20 protein-coding genes are annotated in these 21,240 nt (G+C 44.8%); 14 read left to right on the top strand and 6 right to left on the bottom strand.

Annotated features, from left to right (window positions below):
- The first annotated feature begins 39 nt into the window (after positions 1-39).
- Complete coding sequence (locus tag QUA54_RS11260; RefSeq protein ID WP_333414700.1) at positions 40-294, top strand: hypothetical protein; 255 nt, start codon at positions 40-42, stop codon at positions 292-294.
- A gap of 92 nt (positions 295-386) precedes the next feature.
- A complete protein-coding gene (locus QUA54_RS11255; RefSeq protein WP_333414699.1) occupies positions 387-1,436 on the top strand; it encodes a hypothetical protein in 1,050 nt (349 codons plus the stop codon).
- Here QUA54_RS11255 and QUA54_RS11250 read toward each other — a convergent pair.
- The 4 genes from QUA54_RS11250 to murC all read right to left on the bottom strand — a co-directional run bounded on the left by QUA54_RS11250 (position 1,433) and on the right by murC (position 5,218).
- Positions 1,433-1,936: a low molecular weight protein-tyrosine-phosphatase gene (locus QUA54_RS11250; protein ID WP_333414698.1), complete on the bottom strand. Its 504-nt coding sequence runs from the start codon at positions 1,934-1,936 to the stop codon at positions 1,433-1,435. The genes QUA54_RS11255 and QUA54_RS11250 overlap by 4 nt on opposite strands.
- 200 nt (positions 1,937-2,136) lie before the next feature.
- Complete coding sequence (locus QUA54_RS11245; protein ID WP_006634273.1) at positions 2,137-2,487, bottom strand: YbaB/EbfC family nucleoid-associated protein; 351 nt, start codon at positions 2,485-2,487, stop codon at positions 2,137-2,139.
- Positions 2,488-2,549: 62 nt separating this feature from the next.
- Positions 2,550-3,506, bottom strand: a complete 957-nt coding sequence (murB, locus tag QUA54_RS11240; RefSeq protein ID WP_172185842.1) for a UDP-N-acetylmuramate dehydrogenase — start codon at positions 3,504-3,506, stop codon at positions 2,550-2,552.
- Between the two features lie 155 nt (positions 3,507-3,661).
- Entirely contained in the window at positions 3,662-5,218 is a 1,557-nt protein-coding gene (gene murC, locus QUA54_RS11235; RefSeq protein WP_333414697.1) for a UDP-N-acetylmuramate--L-alanine ligase, read from the bottom strand.
- Between the two features lie 972 nt (positions 5,219-6,190).
- On the opposite strand from murC, the gene nadD reads away from it, so the two are divergent.
- The 6 genes from nadD (at position 6,191) to QUA54_RS11205 (ending at position 14,296) form a co-directional block, all read left to right on the top strand.
- Positions 6,191-6,904 carry a nicotinate (nicotinamide) nucleotide adenylyltransferase gene (gene nadD, locus QUA54_RS11230; protein ID WP_333414696.1) on the top strand — a complete coding sequence of 238 codons (714 nt, stop codon included), beginning with the start codon at positions 6,191-6,193 and terminating at the stop codon, positions 6,902-6,904.
- Positions 6,905-7,101: 197 nt separating this feature from the next.
- Complete coding sequence (locus tag QUA54_RS11225) at positions 7,102-8,121, top strand: type I glyceraldehyde-3-phosphate dehydrogenase (RefSeq protein WP_172185783.1); 1,020 nt, start codon at positions 7,102-7,104, stop codon at positions 8,119-8,121.
- Positions 8,122-8,264: 143 nt separating this feature from the next.
- Complete coding sequence (locus QUA54_RS11220) at positions 8,265-8,390, top strand: hypothetical protein (RefSeq protein WP_333414695.1); 126 nt, start codon at positions 8,265-8,267, stop codon at positions 8,388-8,390.
- Between the two features lie 158 nt (positions 8,391-8,548).
- On the top strand, positions 8,549-9,502 hold the full coding sequence (locus QUA54_RS11215) for a GDP-mannose 4,6-dehydratase (RefSeq protein WP_333414694.1): 954 nt from the start codon (positions 8,549-8,551) through the stop codon (positions 9,500-9,502).
- A 22-nt stretch (positions 9,503-9,524) separates the two neighbouring features.
- Positions 9,525-9,719 (top strand): hypothetical protein, encoded by a 195-nt coding sequence (locus tag QUA54_RS11210; protein ID WP_333414693.1) that lies wholly within the window; start codon positions 9,525-9,527, stop codon positions 9,717-9,719.
- A gap of 164 nt (positions 9,720-9,883) precedes the next feature.
- Positions 9,884-14,296 carry an FkbM family methyltransferase gene (locus QUA54_RS11205; protein WP_333414692.1) on the top strand — a complete coding sequence of 1,471 codons (4,413 nt, stop codon included), beginning with the start codon at positions 9,884-9,886 and terminating at the stop codon, positions 14,294-14,296.
- A 283-nt stretch (positions 14,297-14,579) separates the two neighbouring features.
- Here QUA54_RS11205 and QUA54_RS11200 read toward each other — a convergent pair whose 3' ends face one another.
- Together QUA54_RS11200 and QUA54_RS11195 are read right to left on the bottom strand one after the other, a co-directional pair.
- The gene (locus QUA54_RS11200) at positions 14,580-15,437 is read right to left on the bottom strand and encodes a class I SAM-dependent methyltransferase (protein WP_333414691.1); all 858 of its coding nucleotides are present in this window, start codon (positions 15,435-15,437) and stop codon (positions 14,580-14,582) included.
- Between the two features lie 34 nt (positions 15,438-15,471).
- On the bottom strand, positions 15,472-16,161 hold the full coding sequence (locus tag QUA54_RS11195; protein WP_333414690.1) for a methyltransferase domain-containing protein: 690 nt from the start codon (positions 16,159-16,161) through the stop codon (positions 15,472-15,474).
- A gap of 87 nt (positions 16,162-16,248) precedes the next feature.
- On the opposite strand from QUA54_RS11195, the gene QUA54_RS11190 reads away from it, so the two are divergent.
- The 6 genes from QUA54_RS11190 (at position 16,249) to QUA54_RS11165 (ending at position 21,161) form a co-directional block, all read left to right on the top strand.
- A complete protein-coding gene (locus QUA54_RS11190) occupies positions 16,249-16,512 on the top strand; it encodes a hypothetical protein (protein WP_333414689.1) in 264 nt (87 codons plus the stop codon).
- Between the two features lie 139 nt (positions 16,513-16,651).
- Entirely contained in the window at positions 16,652-17,428 is a 777-nt protein-coding gene (gene rfbF, locus QUA54_RS11185) for a glucose-1-phosphate cytidylyltransferase (protein ID WP_333414688.1), read from the top strand.
- A complete protein-coding gene (locus QUA54_RS11180; RefSeq protein ID WP_333414687.1) occupies positions 17,425-18,423 on the top strand; it encodes a GDP-mannose 4,6-dehydratase in 999 nt (332 codons plus the stop codon). Before rfbF ends, QUA54_RS11180 begins: the two co-directional genes overlap by 4 nt.
- Positions 18,424-18,490: 67 nt before the next feature.
- Complete coding sequence (locus tag QUA54_RS11175; protein ID WP_333414686.1) at positions 18,491-19,723, top strand: class I SAM-dependent methyltransferase; 1,233 nt, start codon at positions 18,491-18,493, stop codon at positions 19,721-19,723.
- The gene (gene rfbC / locus QUA54_RS11170) at positions 19,720-20,253 is read left to right on the top strand and encodes a dTDP-4-dehydrorhamnose 3,5-epimerase (protein ID WP_333414685.1); all 534 of its coding nucleotides are present in this window, start codon (positions 19,720-19,722) and stop codon (positions 20,251-20,253) included. Before QUA54_RS11175 ends, rfbC begins: the two co-directional genes overlap by 4 nt.
- Positions 20,250-21,161, top strand: coding sequence for an NAD(P)-dependent oxidoreductase (locus QUA54_RS11165; RefSeq protein WP_333414684.1), 912 nt, complete (start codon positions 20,250-20,252; stop codon positions 21,159-21,161). The genes rfbC and QUA54_RS11165 overlap by 4 nt, the downstream gene beginning before the upstream one ends.
- Positions 21,162-21,240 lie beyond the last annotated feature (79 nt).

Here is a 21,240-nt window from a genome sequence, read left to right as displayed (position 1 = left end):
AAAATCACCTGCAATTGTCACACAAACATGAATAACAGCATGATTAACAATTACTTAAAAAATCCGAAAATTCTATATGCGATCGCATTAGCAGCTTCCATAATTTTCTGTATAGCCACGACATCAATGGGAATTACCAAATTTTACAGCGTTTTACAGGGTGGAGAAAACTATAACGATTTCCCTACCAACGGTTTCAGTCTCATCCGACTTCTAATTAACGGTTCCTACTTGATAGCAACAGTTACATATATTGTTTGGATAAAAAAAAACCTACAAGTTCCAGCTTTCTAGAAATTTGCAAGTATGCAATCCCCTTTCTGGCACTTGCGCTCATAGCTTATCCCCAAAGCAGTGACATTTATTTGTACTTGCATTACGGAGCGATGAGCTTACATAACATCAATCCTTATCTTAATAGTTCCGATACCTTCGTTTCTAACTTATCTCCCTTTCTCCACTGGTTGCAAACTTCTACCTACGGCCCAGTTTCTCTATTCTTTTTTTCGGTATCAGCATTGGCTGTACCAATTAGCCCTTTACTAGCAGTTTATATTTTTAAAATCATCTGCGTCTTGGTACACGCGCTCAATGCTTATTTAATTTGGCGGTTGCTAACAAGTTATGAAAATCGTAACCTCATAACAATGGCCTATTTAGTCAATCCCATGCTATTGAACGAGCAAATAACTAACGCTCACCTTGACGTTTTAGTTGCTAATACATTGATTGTTTTAATAGGATGTATTTATTATCAACGTTATGTTTTTGCAATTTTAGCAATTTGGGTGGGTTTTCTAGTAAAAACCTTACCTATAATTTGGTTGCCTTTAGTTTTTGCTTTCCTATGCAAGGAGCGTCGGTGGAAAGATATAGTAGCATCAGTCTTGCTTTCTTTATTAATTGTCGCCGTGATAACTTATACGTTTCTGCCAACAGTTTCAGCTTGGAGAAGTCTGTTAAATCCCGGAGCCGCCGGGGCGACTGCTCGATCGTTTCACCATGCTCTCAATTTATTTCTGAATTTTCTGCCCAATGTAAGTGTTGAAACCACGGAAATTATTCTATCATTCTTCAAATATTTTGCATATTTAAGTTGGATAGTTTACTATGCAGTGACGTTGATTAAATCATTCTTACGCAAAAATGACTCGGAAATTAATTTGGTATTAGATATTGGATGGACGACTCTCACTTTGTTTTTGTTTGCTACACCTTGGTTAATGCCTTGGTATCCATCTATTTTGCTGCCAATTGCTGCTTTGAGTATCAATTCTCCCAAATTTGTATTAACAAGTTTAACTTTTTCTTTGTCACCCAGTATCATCTTGGGAGGGGGAGCTGGAACAACTCTGATCTCCCTAGTTACGAGTTTTGTTAGCGTTGTCCCCCCTACAGCATTGCTAATATTCGGGCGAAAAAAGGCACTTTTTTAAATAGATTGCTGGCGGTCAAGTCTTAATTTTTCTTCAGCAATCGCGTACTCCAACAAACCCTCGGAAGCATCGTGCAGCAAATCAATTACTCGATCGAATCCCTCCGGGCCGCCGTAGTAAGGATCTGGCACTTCTTTAAGGTCGTATTTCTGGCAAAAATCGCACATCAGTCGCACTTTATCTTTATACTTTCCTGTAGCATCCAGAGCAAGAATATTGCGATAATTCTCCCGATCCATCGCCAGAATCAAATCAAAATTTTCAAAATCTTTCCTGGTAAATTGGCGGGCTTCGCCTAACAATTCAATGTCTCGCTTCCGCGCCGCCAATGCCATCCGCCTGTCAGGGGGGCTGCCAATGTGATAGCTAGCAGTTCCGGCCGAATCGCAGGTGATGCGAGCGCTCAAACCAGCTTGTTCAATTAAATGATTCATAATATTTTCTGCTGAGGGCGATCGGCAGATATTTCCGAGACATACAAACAATAATTTATAAGACATTAAATTAGTAATTGGTAATTATTAATTAGTAATTGGTAATTGGTAATTGGAAGGAAGAGGAAAGAAAATTTTTCCTTCCAATTACCAATGTTTCCTGCTTCATACCAATCAACCAGTCATTAGCTATCAAGCCGTTATTAAACATCCATCACCAGTGACTAATGACTAATGACTGATGACTAATGACTGATGACTAATGACTAACCGAAACCGGGGAGATTCAGTCCGCCGGTGAGTTCTTCCATTTTCTCCCGCATCGTCATCGTAGACTTAGCGTAAGCATCCTGCATCGCCACCGTGACGAGTTCAGAAACCACATCAGCACCTTCACCGAGGGCATCCGGCGAGATTTCCACGCGGCGGGGTTCTTGGTTGCCGCTGAGAAAAACCTTGACCAAGCCGCCGCCGGCAGTTCCCTCAATTTCCATTACATCCAACTCTTCTTGAAGCTTTTTAGCTCCTTCTTGAACCTGCTGAGCTTTTTTGAAAGCTTCAGTCAGTTCTTTCATTTTTCCCAGGCCGAAGCCAAATCCTTGTCCTGATTTTGTCATAACTACTTTGTGATGGTGTGTGGGCTGGCAGTCTGCCGTTTCCGTATTACTTCAATGATGCCTTAGAAGGGAAACTCTCCCAGTATTCTAACTTCTGGCTCCAACAACAGCGACCACCGCTGCTCGACTTGCTGTTGAACGTGGCGGATCACTTGAAAAATATCATTGGCCGTTGCCGACCCGCAGTTAAGAATAAAATTAGCATGGCGCTGAGCTACTTGTGCGCCGCCGATCTGATATCCCTTGAGTCCCGCTTGTTCGATGAACCAACCTGCCGTCTTGGGGCCGGGGTTGCGGAAGACTGAGCCACAGCTCGGTAAGTGGTAAGGTTGAGTAGTCCGCCGCTGGCTGAAATGGTCATTAGTTTCTGCCATTACTTGCGATCGGTCGAATCCCGGCTGCAACTGGAAAGTCGCTTCTGTTACTAGCCGATCGCCTCCTTGCAGCACCGAAGTCCGGTAGCGGTACTCCAACTCTTGGGGAGTCAGAATTTCCACCTTGCCATCAGGGGATAGGACGCGAGCGCTGACCAGAATATCAGCAGTACAGCCTCTGTGAGCACCTGCATTCATCACCACAGCCCCTCCCACGGTGCCCGGTATGCCGACTGCCCATTCTAGGCCTTTCCAGCCCCGTTTAGCCGCCAACCAAGCGAGGCGGGGAATTGACTCCCCCGCCCCGGCTGTAACTTGACCTGTTTCTGGATTAAAATTCACCTGTTTGAGGTAGCGAGTGCCGACGACCAAACCGGACAAACCCCGATCGCTCACCAACAAATTAGAACCCGCACCCAGCAGAGTCACAGGCACCCCTTCAGAGTCAGCCCAGGCAAAACTCGCTTGCAAAGCCTCCATACTGCGGGGAGCAATGTACCACTCGGCAGGGCCGCCGACTCGGAAGGAAGTCAGGCTTGCCAGCGAAACTTGGGAGTTAATCTTGCAATCAGTTCCCCGCAAAGAAATAGGAGAATACACTCGTCGATTGTCCTTAACAGAGGAGTCATTCGAGATAGTCACCATCTTGAAAATCCTTAAAAATACCTGCGCTCGAAGACGTGGTTGAAAATTCATTTACCTAACTTATGCCGCCTTTTTGAGCGGCCCGCCAGATAGCAGTGTCGGTACAACCTGCACCGCCCTGGCTGTCGATCGACTCTTCTGGGTGGGCGATTGAGCTAATCCGGGCGATCGGCTTTTTGATAAAAAGCCATAACCTCTGGAATAATCTGATTCAGATTGCCAGCACCCAAAAACAGAGCCAAATCCCCCGGTTGCAGATTTTCGGTTAAAAACTTACTTACCGACTCCAGGGAAGGCCGAAACTCAACCTCTCGGCCTTCTTTAGCAATCAAATCAGCAACTTGCTGCCCGCTAATCTCTCCTAAATTCGTTTCCCCAGCACTATAAATATCGCAAGCCACAACCAAATCAGCATCCCCAAAAGATTGAGCAAATTCTGGCAAAAATGTCAGAGTCCGGCTGTAACGGTGGGGTTGAAAAATCGCAACCACTCTTCGGGATTTGGGATTTTTTTCGCTACCTTCGATGCGCAAACGAGCCGCCGCCAAGGTGACACGAATTTCGCTAGGATGGTGGGCGTAGTCGTCCACAAACAGGATGTCATTGTGAAAACCCCGCACCTCAAAACGGCGGCGAGCTCCTTCAAAGCCAGCAATCGCTTTGGCAATCGCCGAAAACTCTAACCCCAACAATCGACCCACTGCTACCGCAGCTAGTGCATTGCTGAGATTGTGTTTGCCTAGCAACTTCAACTCCATTTCCCCCAGGAAAGCTCCTCGCTCCCAAATTTGGGCTTTGGTGCTTTCGGCTCCGTACTCCACGCCCGAAGCCGTGTAGTCAGCACCGCTGTCCGGCTGCAAGCTATAACTGACATGAGGCTGAAGGCAGTCTTTGACGATTTGGTCGTCAATGCAGCCCACCAAGGTTTGACAGTTTTGGGCAAACACCTTAAATGTGTCTATTACCTGGTCGAGGGTATCGTAATGGTCTGGATGATCCAGTTCCACATTCGTCACTATGCCAATTTTGGCTACCAGCTTGACGAGAGAACCGTCGGATTCATCAGCCTCGGCAACTAAGTAGGGGCCTGCCCCCAAACGGGCATTGCCTTCCCAAGCATTTACCTCGCCTCCTACCACGATCGTCGGGTCTAGACCCGCCGCCATCAGCATGAAGCCGATTAAGCTGCTAGTAGTAGTTTTGCCGTGAGTCCCCGCTACGGCTATGCTTTGGTAATCTTGAATTAACGCTGCCAACACATCCGATCGATGAAAAATCGGACAGCCCAAATCTAAAGCAGCTCGATATTCGGCATTTGCCGGGTGAATTGCCGTCGAACATACTACTTGAGGTAATCCCGGAATTGCTTGGGCGCTTGAACCGTTGCCGTTCAATTGGAGAGCTTCGGCTGTCGCGACAGAAGCCCCTACCGTACCAGCGACTGCCGAGGATACGGCCCTTTCCTGTGGCCCGCGGTCCGGACTGCTACCGTTAAGGGCCGTTTGAAATAATTCAAAATTGCTGGCGTCTTGACTCCAAAAAATATGAGCTCCCATTCCTTGCAAGCGCTCGGTTATGTGACTCGATTTAATGTCGGAGCCGTACACAGGCAACTTGCGTTTAGCTAGAATGTAGGCAAGGGCTGACATCCCAATCCCGCCAATGCCGATAAAATGAAATGGTCTACCGCTGAAATCAACAGAACTCGGCATCTTTGCTCCTCACACACCACACCACGCCAATAACACGCGATATCATATCAAGAATTGTTTTTTCAGGATACAGTTCGCTAGAGATTTTGTACAAAATTCTCTGCGCGTCCCTTGATTTGCGGGACTTGTAGAGATATTTGTCTTGTATCCTATATGACTTACTACCGAGTAGTTTTCCGGAACAGTCACAGCTCGAAAATTGCAGAGAACAGAAAACGGGGTCTGGGGTCTGGATCGATAGACTAATTTTGGGTAGTTGCATACTCCTGCATTCTTTCTATTTCTATCCGCCTGCTGTGCTGGGATACGGCAGCAAGAGCCCCACAACTTTTTTACCAAGATTGAGGGAAAACCCATAAGGATTTACAAACACTACCACGTATGACAAAATTTCGCTCATTTTATAGTCATAAATCTACTTTTACGGTCATTTTCTCCTGAAAGTCAGAGATTGACACGATCGCAGCTATAGTATATATTTTTACTTGATTGTATGTATACAAGTTATGCAGTTACTCGAAATAGTCGAAAAGCCATTAATCAAACCAATGATTGGGTTTGATCGAGAAGCCGATGGAGGCTCTTGGCAGTCCTTAAAATTTTTACCAATCCGCTAAGTATATCTACTGTCAAAACTTTTTCGCCCGCCAACAAACTAATGCTCGGGCGGTCGATAACCCACTCTAAACAAGTTGGGATTAATATTGGTAAGGTTAATCATCCAGTCCTAGAGGCACTCCGACGCTCGGAAACCGGTTTTTTAACTCTGATTGAAGGTTTGAAGAAGTAAGGGGGTTAACAAAATCGGTTTTAGCGTCCAGGACGAGTCCAGGACGATCGCCAAAACTCCGGTCCTCCAGGGGTTGGTCTCCGATGTGAAGCGAGGGTTTTGTAATAAACGAGCTTATGTTTAAAAGCGTACAAATATAAAATTTGCGCGATGTCTGTATTAACTCCTGATTTTTGGGAAATATGGGGAAAATAGCGATTTTGGGGGGGACTTTTGACCCGGTTCACTGGGGCCACGTGTTGGTTGCGGAGACGGCTGCAAGTCAATTTGGTCTCGATCGAGTCATTTGGGTACCCGATCGCTCTCCTCCTCACAAGTGGCGCCCGGATTTGGCAAGTTTTGAGCGACGGCGGGAAATGCTCGCTCTCGCGATCGGCGATCGCCCAGACTTCCTACTTTCGCCGCCGGAGGCAAATGCCTCCAAGAGTTCTTTTGCGATTGACACCCTGCTGTATTTGCAAAAATTGTATCCAGGCGATCGCTGGTACTGGATTATTGGTAGCGACGCACTCCTTACTCTCCCCAAATGGCACCGGTGCGGCGAAATTGGCGGGTTGTGCGACTGGTTGGTGGCCCCGCGTCCGAGTCAGGGAGATGGGAAAACAGGAGAAAGCGGGGTGATTGGGGGAGTTTCCGAGTGGGGAGATTGTCCGAGTGGAAAACCCCTCGATTCCGGGGGGGACAGGATGCTGGTTCAAGCAAATGCTGTTGGCCGGCGAGTTGCCGCACAAATGGCTCTTTTGGACGTGGAAATTCGCTGGGAGGTGCTGTCCATGCCTGCGATCGAGATTTCGTCGAGCCAAATCCGCCGTTGCTGCGCCGAAAGTCGCGACCTCCGCTACTTAGTCCCGGAAGTTGTCCGGGCTTATATTGCGGCCCATCAGCTTTACCAGTAACCAGCGGCCGAATGCCGAATGCCGAATGCCTTCTGGCTTGCGATTTCTGCCTTCTAAAAAAGTTCCAGCTTTTTTGATAAACACAAAAAGTTAGAAAGGATCGACCTTTGCGATATGATCTTGTCTCATAAGTCAATTCTTAAATTTTTCCAAAATTTAAGCCTGAGCAAGGGGCTGCCATCATTAGGAGGTACAAGGTGATTAGAGTCGCGATCAATGGTTTTGGACGTATTGGCCGCAGTTTTGCACGCTGCTGGTTGGGCAGAAAAGATAGCCAGCTAGAACTGGTAGCTATTAATGACACTTCCGATCCGAAAACTAATGCCCACTTGCTGAGATACGATTCCATGATGGGAACGTTGAAGGATGTGGACATCAGTACGGATGAAAATTCGATTATTCTCAACGGCAAGACAGTTAAATGCGTGAGCGATCGCAATCCGCTCAACCTGCCTTGGAAAGATTGGGGTATTGATCTGATTATTGAAGCAACCGGCGTCTTCGTTGACCAGGCTGGTGCATCGAAGCATATCACGGCCGGTGCTAAAAAGGTGCTGATTACAGCTCCCGGTAAGGGGCCTGAGGTCGGTACTTACGTAATGGGAGTCAACCACCACAACTACAAGCACAGTGACTACACTGTCATCAGCAATGCTAGCTGTACCACTAACTGTCTAGCTCCCGTGCTGAAAGTGCTTCACGAAAATTTTGGCATCGTCAAAGGCATGATGACCACTACTCACAGCTATACTGGCGACCAGCGCTTGCTGGATGCCAGCCACCGAGATTTGCGGCGTGCCCGGGCTGCTGCGATGAATATTGTGCCGACTTCTACCGGAGCGGCCCAAGCTGTGGCTTTGGTGATTCCAGAATTAAAGGGTAAGTTAAATGGCATCGCCATGCGCGTCCCGACTCCTAATGTGTCGGTAGTTGATTTTGTGGCTCAGGTAGAGAAAAAGACTTTTACCGAGCAGGTAAATCAAGTTTTCAAAGAAGCGGCCGAAGGCCCCATGAAAGGGATTTTGGAGTACAACGATTTGCCTCTTGTTTCTTGCGATTATCGCGGAAACGATGCTTCTTCGATCCTGGATGCCAGCTTGACGCTAGTTATGGATGGCGACATGGTGAAGCTGTTGTCTTGGTACGACAATGAGTGGGGCTACAGTCAGCGGGTGGTTGACTTGGCTGAATTAGTCGCCCAAAGGTGGGAAGCCTAGTACCCGAAGGCAGAAGGGATTAGTCATTCGGCAGAAGGTAAAAATGCTGATATTTTGTACTTTTGAGTCGATTTCTAGCTGACTGGTTATTTCTGTTTTCGAGCGGTAGAGACTTTTGGCAGTTGATAGTTGGCGAGTAGAAGATGAAATATCGTAGGGACACGGCAGTGCCGTGTCCTGCGGCCGATACTCGTATGCTGCTACTCCCAGCTATCGATCGAACTTTTTGCAATAATACTTCCTTCGATCGGGTTTTCGGGCCTGCTTGATGATAAATTTGTTGTTTGTTTGGAGTAAGCGCTTAAACTTGCTCTGGTAAGGTATCGAAAAATCCAAAATATTAAAAACAATAAAAATTCCGACTATAAAAGTTAAAAAGTTTGAAAAATAGCAACGGCTACGGTGTAGGTGTGAAAAAAAATCTGATATGAAAAAAGCGTTAATTTGTGGTATATCAGGTCAAGACGGAGCTTATCTAGCGAAACTGTTGCTCGATCGAGGTTATGAAGTTTGCGGCACCTCCAGGGACGCCCAAATGTCTAGTTTCGGAAACCTGGCCCGTTTGGGCATCCGAGACAGAGTAAAACTAGAATCCATGTCTCTCAACGATTTTCGCAGCGTCTTGCAAGTGCTTGCCAAAATAGAGCCAGATGAGGTGTACAATCTAGCAGGTCAAAGTTCCGTCGCCCTGTCTTTTGAACAACCCGTAGAAACCCTCGAAAGCATTGCCACAGGAACATTGAATCTCTTAGAAGCAATTCGGTTTACAGGGGGAAAAATCAAACTTTACAATGCCAGTTCTAGCGAATGTTTTGGGGATACTGGAGGCAGTGCAGCGGATGAAAATACGCCTTTTCGCCCCAGAAGTCCTTACGCGGTAGCGAAAGCAACCGCATTTTGGGAAGTAGCGAATTATCGGGAAGCGTACAATTTGTTTGCGTGCTCTGGTATTTTGTTCAATCACGAGTCGCCGCTGCGGCCGGAGAGGTTCGTCACCCAAAAAATTGTATCTGTTGTGTGCCGAATTGCTGCGGGCAGTTCCGAAAAACTCCATTTGGGAAATATTTCAGTGCAGCGGGACTGGGGTTGGGCGCCGGAATATGTGGAGGCGATGTATTTGATGTTGCAGCAAGAAGAACCGGACGATTATGTAATTGCAACGGGTGTAAGTTATCCTTTGGAGGAGTTTGTGCAGACAGCTTTTGTTTCTGCGGGTTTGGATTGGCAGGAACATTTAGTAAACGATGCGAGTCTCTACAGACCGACGGAGATTGCTGTAGGGATGGGAAATCCGGGTAAGGCAAAAGAAAAATTGGGCTGGGAGGCAAAAAATAAAATGCCCGATGTGGTGCGGATGATGGTAGAGGCGAGGAGCGTTTGAGGGAAAAGTATGGGGTGAAAATATGGAGGCAGAATATCCAAGGGCTAATCAGTGGTATAAAGCCAATCGCCGGGAGTTAAAAAAATATCGAGGTGAAGGGATAGCTTATAATCATCAAGGTGTGATTAGTCACGATCGCGATTATCGAAAGATGAAGGACGGGATTCCGGCTGATATACCTAAATTGGGTTATGTGCTCGATCGCATGCATATTTGAAAGTGAATTTGTGGAACCAGTTAAGTTTTATCCTTTCAGAATGAGGTCTTTTAAATCTCACGATTCGCAGCCAAGATATGTTAATCTCTAAACTCTGAAAAAAAAAAGGTGGTTCAGAGAGACTGTAGTTATGTGTTAAAAAAAAATGTATAGGAGTAATTGAGATGGGTTTGGGAGATTGCAAACAGCTCATGTTGGTGCTGAAAAATGAATATAATTTGCAAACATTTGTAGAGACGGGGACTTTTCAAGGCAGCACATCTGTGTGGGCTGCAGGGCATTTCCAAAAAGTCTTTACAATAGAATTTGCTAAGCATATATACGAATCAACATCTAGTATGTATAGCCATGTAAAAAATATAGAATTTTTGTGGGGTCATACAAAAGAACAACTTAAATTAGTGGTTCCTCAACTCAAGGAGCCTGCTCTATTCTGGTTAGATGCTCATTGGATGGGTGGCGGTACTGCCGGAGAAAATGATGAGTGCCCGCTGCTCGAAGAGTTGCAAATAATCAATAATTCTGAATGCGAACATTTTATCCTGATTGACAATGCTCGATTGTTTTTGTCTCCCCCACCAAGTCCTCACCGTATAGAACAGTGGCCGAGCATTAATGAAATAATTGCTACACTATCGGCTAAAACAAGCAGATACACTGTTATATTTGAAGATGCCATAGTTTCTGTGCCTGAACGAGCCAAATCAGTTTTAGCTCAGTTTTGTCAAGATGCTAATACTAAGGCATGGGAAGAGTTTGCGCGAACAGGTGAGTTCCGGGTAGCTACTGCCTTGCCAAAGCATCCAGAAGAGAAGAAAGAAACAGAAAAAATAACAAATAGCAGCTTTCAAGATAGTGGTGAGAGCCAAGTTGTCGCTAGGTTTATTAATGCAGGGAATGTGGTTTTTGATGTAGGTGCTAATGCTGGAGATTGGACAGCGGAAGTGTTGAGCCAAGGACATGACGTAGAAATTCACCTGTTTGAACCAATTCCTCATGTCTACAAAAAGCTGATTCAGAACCTGGATAAACAAGTAATTTCCAACAATGTAGCTGTAGGGCAGAAGGAAGAAGTTAAGAAATTTTATTATTACGAAGCCAATCCACTATTGAGTAGCTTTTACCGCAGAGTAGATGTGGAAAAACAAGGGTTGCTCAATACACCTAAAGAAATTACTGTTTTGACAACTAATATCGACAATTACTGTCAGCGCCACGGCATTAAGAGAATTAATTTTCTAAAAATAGATGTTGAGGGTGGCGAATTAGAAGTTCTTTATGGAGCAAAATATTTTCTAGAAACAGGCAGAATAGATTATCTGCAATTTGAATATGGAGGAACTTATCTAGATGCTAAAACAAGCTTGAAAGAAGCATTTGAGTATTTGCAAAAATTCCGCTATTCAATTTTTAAGATTCTCCCAGATAAGTTAGAATATAAACCTACCTGGCTGTCAGAGGATGAAAACTTTGAGTTCAGTAACTTCTTGGCTGTAAATGAGCGATTCCGCCAAAATGTTTTGGGTGAAGTGCCCCGAATGCTGGACTTGCAGCAAATTTTCAGTCAATATGGGATCGTGCCGCACGGAGTTATTCACGTTGGAGCTCACGAAGGCACAGAAATCAGCACTTATCAAGCAATGGGCGTTCAAAAAGTGCTTTTTGTGGAAGCTAACCCGGTTGTGTTTGAACGGTTGCAAGCTAATATTGCTGGGGTGCCAAATGTTCAAGCGGTGAACTGTGCTGTTAGCAATGAAAATGGTACAGTGAATTTGCGGGTTACTTCGATAGATCAAAGCAGTTCTATTTTGCAACTGAAGCGTCACCTAGAACTTTATCCCAATATTCAGGAAACTCATCAAGTTACAGTTGAGTCAAAAACTATTGATACCCTGCTGCAAGAAATGCAGCTCAATCCTTATAACTTTAATATCTTAAACATAGATATTCAAGGGGCTGAACTTTTGGCTTTGCAAGGAGCAACTAACTGGTTGAAATATGTGGCGGGAATTAACACAGAAGTTAATTATGAGGAACTGTATGAAGGTTGCGCATTAATTGATCAGTTGGACGAATTTCTGGAACTGCACGGCTTCCAGCGGGTGGCAACGATAACGCATCATCCCTACTGGGGCGACGCTTTCTATGTGAAAAAGCCGCTGATTACGATGGCAGCATTCGCGATCGCACGATTTGGAAATCAGATATTTGATTATGCTTTCTTGAAAATCTACACCAAAGAACATGGGATGCGACTCGAGTTGCCAGCTTGGCCCGGTCAATATCTCTTTGGTCACAATGAACCCCCAATTTCTCATCCATTACCGGAAGTTAGGGAGCAACAATATCCGTATAAACTTTCGGAATCTGCAATACTGAATGCACCGAAACCAATTACGAACGCTGATTTTTTTGGATTTTTTCAGTTTCACACTAAGTATCACGCTCAGGACAAAGAATATTTTTGTTCCCTGTTCCAACCAGTGCTGGAAGTTGAAGCTAAGATGAAAGAAGCTGTCGGCCGTCTGCGGGAGAAAGGCAAAACGGTTGTCGGGTTACATTTGCGACGTGGCGATTATAGTTGGGCTCAAGATATTGTTCCTTATCTAGCCATTGCTCCTAATGAATGGTACAGAGAATGGTTGGACGGTTTGTGGGAAACTCTGGATGAACCAGTTTTGTTTATCGCTAGCGATGAAATAGAAAATGTTGTCGGCGATTTTGCTGATTACAACCCAATAACAGTAAAAGATTTGGGTGTAGAAATATCTGAAGCGACTTTCTATCCTGATTTTTACATATTGAGTCAATGCGATGTTTTGGCTACTTCAAATAGCACGTTCTCTTTTGCAGCAGCCATGCTGAACGAACGATGCAAGTTTTTCTTCCGACCTCACTTGCAAAAGAAAAAACTGATTCCCTTCGATCCTTGGAATAGCGAACCGTTGCTGCGGGAGAATCCCAACGAACAGCCTGCGCTTGAGCTGCAGCCAGAAACTAGCCCAAAAAAGTGCAAACTGAGTGTGTGTGCCATTCTCAAAAATGAGGCTCCCTATCTCGTTGAGTGGTTGGAGTTTCATAAAATAGTGGGTGTTGAAAGGTTTTATTTATACGATAACAACAGCACTGATAACCCTATTGACATTGTTCGTCCGTACATTGGCTTGAAGGAAGTTGTCTGGCATGATTGGCCACTAAGACCTGGACAAATTCAAGCTTACGAGCATTGTCTGAAAACCTACGGACATGAATCAGAATGGATAGCTTTTATCGATTTGGATGAGTTTTTATTTCCAACGCAAAACTCAGATTTAAAAGAGGTGTTAGAGGAATTTGTCGAGTTTCCAGCAGTGGCGGTTAATTGGTTAATTTTTGGTGCCTCCGGTCATAAAACTAGACCTGACGGATTACAGATAGAAAAATTTGATCGGCGCGGTGAAGAGAGTTTGGATGTAAACAGGCACATCAAAGTGATTGTGCGTCCTGAAGCAACTATTTGCGCTACGAACCCTCACAATTTTTTGTACTTAAGCGGTCGGGCTGCAGTTACAGAAAATAAAGAAGCTGTAGAGGGATCTTTTTCGGCAACGCATTCAGTTGAAAAGTTGCGCATCAATCATTACATGACGAGATCGTTACAAGAAAGTAAAGAAAAAATGCTTCGAGGTATAGCGGATTCACTTCTTCCAAGACCCTGGCTATTTGAACCTGCTGATCGCAATGAAGTACAAGATTTAACAATTCAACGCTTTGTTCCCAAGCTGAGGCAGTCGGTTGATTCAGTTATCTCTCAGTCTCGAATAGCGCAGATATTAACACAACAGTGGCATTTGCAATCTAAGCTGTACCAGATGCAAATGGAATTAGAGGAAGTTCAAACTGGGTTTGATCGCACTCAAGAGAAGTTGGCTTTGTCGGAAGCTCAACAGCATCAGACACAAGAGCAACTCAAACACAGTCAAGATCAGCTTCACGAGCTTGAGGTAGGCTTGCAACAGGTTCCGAGTGTTGCCGTTGGCTTAAACGAATTCGGAGAATTGCGTTTAGCAGAAGGTAAACTAGACGATGCAATGAATGCCTGCAAGTTAGCTTTGAAGATTCATCCTCAATTTGCTCCGGCATACAAGACTTTGGGGAATGCCTTCCAAGCTGGGGGCAAACTGGATGAGGCAAAGAATTGCTACATTTGCGCTCTAGAAATTCAGCCTGATTTTGCTGAAGCTTTAGCGAACCTCGGAACTGTTAGTGCACAGCAGCAACAGTGGAAAGAGGCGATCGCATCTTACCAAAAAGCGATCGCTATTCAACCGAATTTTGCTGGGGTCTACCGCAACTTAGCTAAAGTCTTCTCCCAAATGGGCAAGCCAGAGGAAGCCGCTGATTGCTGGTATGCGGCGCTGATTTTGGAACCGTCCAAGGCAACAGCCGAGGAATACCTCAATTTAGGAAATACCCTGCTAGAACAACAGAAACTTGATCGGGCGATCGTATGTTACCGCCGCGCTGTTTATTTAAATCCAATTTTTGAGGCAGCTTATTGCAAATTAGGAGATGCCTTGAAAAAACAAGGAGTTTGACGATAAAGCAACTGCTGCTTACGAGCGAGCTGCCCAACTCAAATCAAGCAATTAAAATCGTGTCTGATTGTTTCGGAGATTATGGGGGGGCGGGTTTATTTATCTGGCGTTGCTGATTCACGGTATGAATCACCTTTTCCCTTGAAGTTACAAAACTCACCCTCAAGCGGGCTGATAGCAATTGGGAAATCTTGAATTCATACCTCTATTCAGCAACGCCATTTATCTTTTTACCCACCCCATCTATCTTTGGTAAAACCCGCCCTTTGTAGCTACTAACAAATTAAGAGCCAGAAGTAGCAGGCCGCATTGCTACCAATGCAAAGCACGGCCCATTAGCGTGGTCTAGCTGATCGAAATTGATTTGGATTTCAGTTAACCCAAAATACTTTAAACACGATAAAATATCCTCGCGGCTCAGCCAGTGACTGAAGGCGCTGCTACCTCCGCAGAAGCCTGCATAATCTAGGGCAATTTGATATTCTTGGCGGTAAAGCGTATGCTTAAATCCCTCATATTCAGTCGCTACTTGCGCCGGAAACTTAGGACTGAGGTGAGGTTGGTTGTGGATAATATCGCCGTCGTAGTAGTGAGTCCAAATAAATACTTGGTCTGATGCTTTAGCAATCAAAGAAATTAGCTCAACGGGGTTAGCCATGTGGTAAAGAATACCGCTAGCCAAGCAAACATCAAATTTTCTCGGACTTGTCCGCAGATATTCTACACAGTCGCCGTAGAGGAAATGTGCTTTTTGAAGTTCCATTACTTCTTTCACAATCAGGCATTTCAGGTAGGCGCGGCTGTTTGCTTCAATTGCTATAATTGAAGCGGCGCCGTGTTTTTCTAGCATATAGGTATGTCCGGCTTCGAGAGGTCCGAATTCAACAATATGCTTGCTGTGAACTCCGTTAAATTTCTCAATAGCCCAGGCGACGCGGTTGTCTTCAAACAGTGGAACAGTTCCTGCAGCTAACGAGACACTGCCAGGAAACATAGATGCCCACTCACCTTTAAAAATATCCAGTGCGTTTTGGCTGTTCGGTGCTGACTTTATATAATTATCGAGAACTTCCATAAATTTTTGTTTTGCTAGGGGTGCATTTAATTCTAATAGGTCGATCTTTTGAAAGGGCGAACGCACTTGATCTGCCACAGCGCCTAAAAACTTTGGGCTCCTAATTTTTGGGTTCTGGCATTTTTCTGAGAATCACAATCAGTTCCCCAAAATTTTCATGCAAGTGTTGTATCTCAAAACGGTGAGAGAGCTTTTCTTGACAGTATGCGAGCAATTCGGGGAAAGTCTCTGCTGTCCAAACGTGAAAATGAATGCTGTAATCTATATCTAGTAGATGCTGCATCCGTCCCGCCACTTGTTCTTCAGGAAATTTGTCAACTAGCCTGACATACTCGTCGTAATGACCTAGCTTCGACCATTCCGGCCCTTCTTTGTAGTCCCGAATTAGGTGGTCTAGGGTAGTCAGGGGGCGACCGATATCAAATGTATAGCGTTTGTCCGGCACGCCCAGATATACAAGCCCTCCCGGTTTAATAACTCTCAAGAAGTTTTCCAGCGCCCCGATCGGATTTTGACAGTGTTCTATCATGTGATTGGCGATCGCAAAATCCCAAGAGTTGTCAGCTATGGATGAGAGAGTTTCACCATTATCTACAATGTCCGCCTCTACTAAATCTAGTCCCCCTAACTCTGGGTATTGCTTCCTCAAATCGCTTACAGACATTCTATCGACGTAATGAACCTTGACGGCTTCAGGGACTTGAAGAGGGGCATGAAGGGCTCCTACTTCTATCCCCTCGCCCTTGAGGTATTGAAAAGCAATGTCTTTTCGTACTTGCTGAAAATCCACAGTTAACCTCCATGATTAAAAAGTTGCTCGCTCTGGAGCGACTTTAAGTTACTCTTTTTTCTGTACTCAGTCTAGCTCTTTGCTCTGATGCTGAGGTTGGGCTTTGACTCAACGTTACAAGGATACAGCCCGATCGACCTTTCTAGTTTACCCGATCGCGCGTGTTGGTCGATCGCGCGTGTTGGTCGATCGATTGAGTGCGATCGGCTTCCTGTGTTGATTTTTGGGGTAATATCTATTGTTAAGCTCGATGGCTTAGGGCTTGGGGGCGGCTTGTCTATAATACCTAGTGCCTGCGGGAACATCCTTAGAGGCATGAAGTCTGATATCCTTGGCAAGGCAACGGCTTGAGTTCATTTGGAGTTCATTGGGGCGATCGGGCAAAATTCCCCCGAAGTTGTGGTAGACTCCTCAAAAAGATTTGTGGCAGTAGCTTGTGTCTGGGCAACTAGGGACTGAAAATTATTTACCATTTTAAAAATGTGAAACAATGCAAGTAGTTATATTAGCCGGCGGTTTGGGGACACGTCTCCGAGAAGAAACAGAATTTCGTCCCAAGCCCTTAGTTGATGTGGGCGGGCATCCGATTCTATGGCACATTATGAAGACATATGCCCATTACGGTTTCCGGGACTTTATTGTATGTTTGGGCTATCGCGGCAACATGATTAAGGAGTATTTCCTCAATTATGAAGCTATGAATAATGATTTTACTATTTGCCTGGGCCGCCAAAATCAGATTACCTATCACGAGGAACACCGCGAGCAAGATTTTAAGGTGACACTGGCGGAAACAGGGCCAGACACCATGACTGGGGGGCGGGTGAAACGTGTAGAGAAATACATTACTGATGATACCTTTATGGTGACCTACGGTGATGGAGTTGCTGATATCAATATTGGGGCGCTGTTGGATTTTCATAAGTCTCATGGTAAGCTGGCAACTGTTAGTACAGTGCGTCCGATATCTCGATATGGCATTTTAGAGGTGGACAACCAAGGCAAAGTTCTGGAATTCACCGAAAAACCTCAAATAGATGGCTGGGCTAGTGCAGGATTTTTGGTACTTCACCGCAGCATATTTGAGGATTTGAGCGGGGATGATTGTTTTTTGGAGCGAGAGCCACTAGAACGGTTAGCGAGCCAGGGACAATTGATGGCGTACCGCCACAAAGGTTTCTTTTTTGCGATGGATACTTACCGCGAGTATAAGTATTTGAATGAACTTTGGGATAATGGAGAGGCTCCTTGGAGGGTGTGGGAATGAGTGAATTTTGGCGCGATCGATCTGTGTTGGTAACTGGCTGCACTGGCCTTTTGGGTAACTGGTTAGTGGCTGAGTTGCTGGAAAGAGGAGCCTTGGTAACGGGATTAGTCCGTGACTTGGTGCCGCAATCCCGACTTTATGCTGGAGAGTGGTATCGGCAAATTAATATCGTTCGCGGTTGTGTAGAAGATTTGTCAACGGTAGAACGAGCGATTAATGAGTATGAAGTAGATACGGTGTTTCATTTAGCAGCTCAGACAATTGTGGGAGTTGCAAATAGAGAGCCATTGGCAACTTTTGAAACGAATATTAAAGGCACTTGGAATATTCTAGAAGCTTGTCGTCGCGTTGGAGGTGTGAGCCGAATTGTCATAGCATCCAGCGATAAAGCCTATGGAGACCAGCTAGTGTTACCTTACAGCGAAACAACTCCGCTGCAAGGAGAACACCCTTACGATGTTTCTAAAAGCTGTGCTGATTTAATCAGTCGCGCTTACTACGTCAGTTATGGTTTGCCCGTGTGCATTACTCGCTGCGGCAACTTTTACGGCGGCGGAGACTTAAATTTTAATCGCATTGTTCCGTCTACAATTCGCTCGGCATTACGAGACAAGCCGGTAGTTATCCGCAGTGATGGCACTTTTATTCGGGACTATTTCTATGCGAAGGATGGGGTTTTAGCTTATCTCCATTTGGCTGAGCAAATGGACAGGGAAGAAGTTTTGGGAGAGGCGTTTAATTTTAGCAACGAGTTGCAAATTTCTGTGCGGGGCATGGTAGATAAGGTTTTGAAATTGATGGACAAGACTCATTTAGAGCCTGTCGTATTGAACCGGGCGAAGAATGAAATCAAACATCAGTACCTCTCGGCAGATAAGGCGCGAAAAATGCTCGGTTGGGAGTCTAAGTATCCTCTAGAAGAAGGGTTGCAAGAAACAATTGAATGGTATAAAAACTTTTTGATGGAGGAAAACACCTGTGTCATCAGCGTGTGATTGAGGATTTCTGTGACTCGGGTTTTAATTTTCTTTCTCTTATTTGATAGTCAAGGGGGCTAATTCGGTGCCATCTAAATGTCGTTTTTGCAGTCACCCATTGGATCATACTTTTGTAAATCTGGGGATGTCGCCGCTGGCGAATGCTTTTATATCTCAAGAACATCTGAATTGTGCAGAGAAATTCTATCCGCTTCATACTTATGTCTGCGGTAATTGTTTTTTAGTGCAGTTAGAAGAGTTTGAATCACCAGATAGTATCTTCAGTGAGTATGCTTATTTTTCTTCTTATTCAGACTCTTGGCTGCGCCATGCTCAGAAATACACAGAGTTGATGGTGCAGAGGTTTGGATTTGACGAAACCAGTCAGGTAATTGAACTCGCTAGCAATGATGGCTACTTACTCCAGTATTTTCAGCAGAAAGGAATTCCTGTATTAGGGATTGAACCTGCTGCAAATGTGGCAAAAGTAGCTGAGGAAAAAGGGATTCCAACTTTAGTAAAGTTTTTTGGCGTAGAAACCGCTAAAGAGTTGGTTTCACAAGGCAAACAGGCAGATTTGTTGCTGGGAAATAATGTGTTGGCTCATGTGCCTGACTTGAACGATTTTGTGGCGGGGATGAAAATTACCCTGAAACCAGATGGCATATTGACAATGGAGTTTCCTCATGTATTGCAATTAATTCAAGACAATCTGTTTGACACGATTTACCACGAGCATTTCTCTTATTTTTCGCTGTTGACGGTTGAGAAGGTTTTTGCAAGTCACGGTTTAACTTTGTTTGATGTGGAGGAATTACAGACGCACGGCGGTTCTCTGCGGATTTACGGGAGGCATGAGGATTTTGATAGTATAGCAGTTGGCGATCGCATTTCCCAACTAAAAGCTAAGGAACTGCAAGCAGGGTTAAATCAGATTGAAATTTATGTAGGATTTTGCGAACAGGTTAAGTCTACGAAGCGCCAAATGCTCAGTTTCCTAATTGATGCCAAAAACCAGGGCAAATCAATTGCGGGCTACGGTGCGCCGGCGAAGGCTAATACGCTGCTGAACTATTGCGGTATCCGCACGGATTTGATTGATTATACGGTCGATTTAAGCCCGCACAAGCAGGGTTTGTTTTTGCCTGGAACTCAGATTCCGATATATCATCCAGATAAAATTCGGGAGACTAAGCCAGATTATTTGGCGATCTTGCCTTGGAACATCAAGGATGAGATAGTAAGTCAGATGGATTATATCCGCGAGTGGGGAGGTAAGTTTGTGGTGCTGATTCCTCAAGTGGAGGTGATAGGGTGAAGTTTACTGAAACAAAGCTTAAGGGAGCTTATGTTATTGAGGTAGAACCTGTAGCAGATGAGAGGGGATTTTTTGCCCGCAGTTGGTGTCAAAAGGAGTTTGCAGAACATGGTTTGAATCCTAATCTAGTGCAGTGCAATATTTCTTTTAACTTGAAGAAAGGTACTTTGCGTGGGATGCACTACCAGACTAAACCTCACGCGGAAGCGAAGTTGGTTAGATGTATCAAAGGCGGAATTTATGATGTAATTATAGATTTGCGTCCCGATTCTCGTACTTTTAAAGAGTGGTTTGCAGTAGAGCTAAACTCGGAAAATCGCAAGATGATATATATTCCTGAAGGTATGGCTCATGGCTGTCAAACTTTGGCAGATAATACTGAGGTTTTTTACCAGATGTCGGAATTTTATTATGCTGAATTAGCAAGGGGAGTGCGGTGGGATGATCCAACTTTTAGTATGGATTGGCCGGAGATATCTCAGCGCGTAATTTCGGAAAAAGATCGCAATTTCCCCGATTTTGTGCTATGAAAAAAGTCCTGGTTACGGGGGCAGGGGGTTTTGTTGGCAGACACTCGCTAAAGACGCTGGTGGAACGCGGGTTTGAGGTTCATGCTGTTGCTTCTAAGACTTTGCCGACTGTCAATTCGGATTGTACTTGGCATCTGGCAAATTTGTTAGACTCTACATCCATTAGGGAGTTAGTTTGTCAAGTAAAAGCTACACATTTGCTGCATTTTGCCTGGTGTTATACTTTACCGGGACAATACTGGAAATCTGAGGATAACTTTTTGTGGGTGCAGGCAAGTTTGGAATTGTTGAGGCAATTTCGAGAGCAAGGGGGCGATCGAGTAGTGATGGGTGGGACTTGCGCGGAGTATGATTGGAAATATGGTTATTGCTCGGAATTTGTCACGCCGAGAAATCCAGATACTCCCTACGGTATTTGTAAAAATGCTTTGCAGGAGATAGTAAGTTGCTATTGTGAGACGACAAGTCTCAGCAGTGCTTGGGGACGTATTTTCTTTCCCTACGGTGCTTGCGAGTACCCAAATCGGCTGGTTTCTTCAGTGATTCTTTCTCTGTTAAAGGGAGAGCCTGCTCGCTGCTCTCACGGTAATCAAATCCGGGATTTTATGTATGTACAGGATGTGGCTGATGCTTTTGTGGCTCTTTTGGACAGTGAGGTGACGGGATCTGTTAATATTGGATCGGGACAGCCCATCGCGATTAAAGATGTTGTTTATCAAATAGCAGATATAATCGGGCGATCGGATTTAGTGCAGTTAGGCGCTATTCCGTCTGCTGCGAAAGAAACACCTTTGTTAGTGGCTGATGTAAGTCGTTTATCTAATGAGGTGGAATGGAAGCCTCAATTTAGTTTAGATATGGGAATTGAACAAGCTATAATTGGGTGGAAAAACCGATATTATTCGTAGTCATAAGACTTTATGGTATACGGAAAATAGTTAGCCCATTGGCTTCCTTAAATTCTCTCCTAAACTTTAAACCATATAT

It is taken from the genome of Microcoleus sp. MOSTC5 (genome assembly GCF_036701825.1).
GTDB lineage: Bacteria > Cyanobacteriota > Cyanobacteriia > Cyanobacteriales > Microcoleaceae > Microcoleus > Microcoleus asticus.
This window is presented reverse-complemented; position numbering and strand designations above follow the sequence as displayed.

Coding starts and splice junctions, on each gene's coding strand:
- QUA54_RS11260 (WP_333414700.1), top strand. CDS start 40: ATGATTAACAATTACTTAAAAAATCCGAAAATTCTATATGCGATCGCA.
- QUA54_RS11255 (WP_333414699.1), top strand. CDS start 387: ATGAGCTTACATAACATCAATCCTTATCTTAATAGTTCCGATACCTTC.
- QUA54_RS11250 (WP_333414698.1), bottom strand. CDS start 1,936: ATGTCTTATAAATTATTGTTTGTATGTCTCGGAAATATCTGCCGATCG.
- QUA54_RS11245 (WP_006634273.1), bottom strand. CDS start 2,487: ATGACAAAATCAGGACAAGGATTTGGCTTCGGCCTGGGAAAAATGAAA.
- murB (WP_172185842.1), bottom strand. CDS start 3,506: ATGGTGACTATCTCGAATGACTCCTCTGTTAAGGACAATCGACGAGTG.
- murC (WP_333414697.1), bottom strand. CDS start 5,218: ATGCCGAGTTCTGTTGATTTCAGCGGTAGACCATTTCATTTTATCGGC.
- nadD (WP_333414696.1), top strand. CDS start 6,191: ATGGGGAAAATAGCGATTTTGGGGGGGACTTTTGACCCGGTTCACTGG.
- QUA54_RS11220 (WP_333414695.1), top strand. CDS start 8,265: ATGAAATATCGTAGGGACACGGCAGTGCCGTGTCCTGCGGCCGATACT.
- QUA54_RS11215 (WP_333414694.1), top strand. CDS start 8,549: ATGAAAAAAGCGTTAATTTGTGGTATATCAGGTCAAGACGGAGCTTAT.
- QUA54_RS11210 (WP_333414693.1), top strand. CDS start 9,525: ATGGAGGCAGAATATCCAAGGGCTAATCAGTGGTATAAAGCCAATCGC.
- QUA54_RS11205 (WP_333414692.1), top strand. CDS start 9,884: ATGGGTTTGGGAGATTGCAAACAGCTCATGTTGGTGCTGAAAAATGAA.
- QUA54_RS11190 (WP_333414689.1), top strand. CDS start 16,249: ATGCTGAGGTTGGGCTTTGACTCAACGTTACAAGGATACAGCCCGATC.
- rfbF (WP_333414688.1), top strand. CDS start 16,652: ATGCAAGTAGTTATATTAGCCGGCGGTTTGGGGACACGTCTCCGAGAA.
- QUA54_RS11180 (WP_333414687.1), top strand. CDS start 17,425: ATGAGTGAATTTTGGCGCGATCGATCTGTGTTGGTAACTGGCTGCACT.
- QUA54_RS11165 (WP_333414684.1), top strand. CDS start 20,250: ATGAAAAAAGTCCTGGTTACGGGGGCAGGGGGTTTTGTTGGCAGACAC.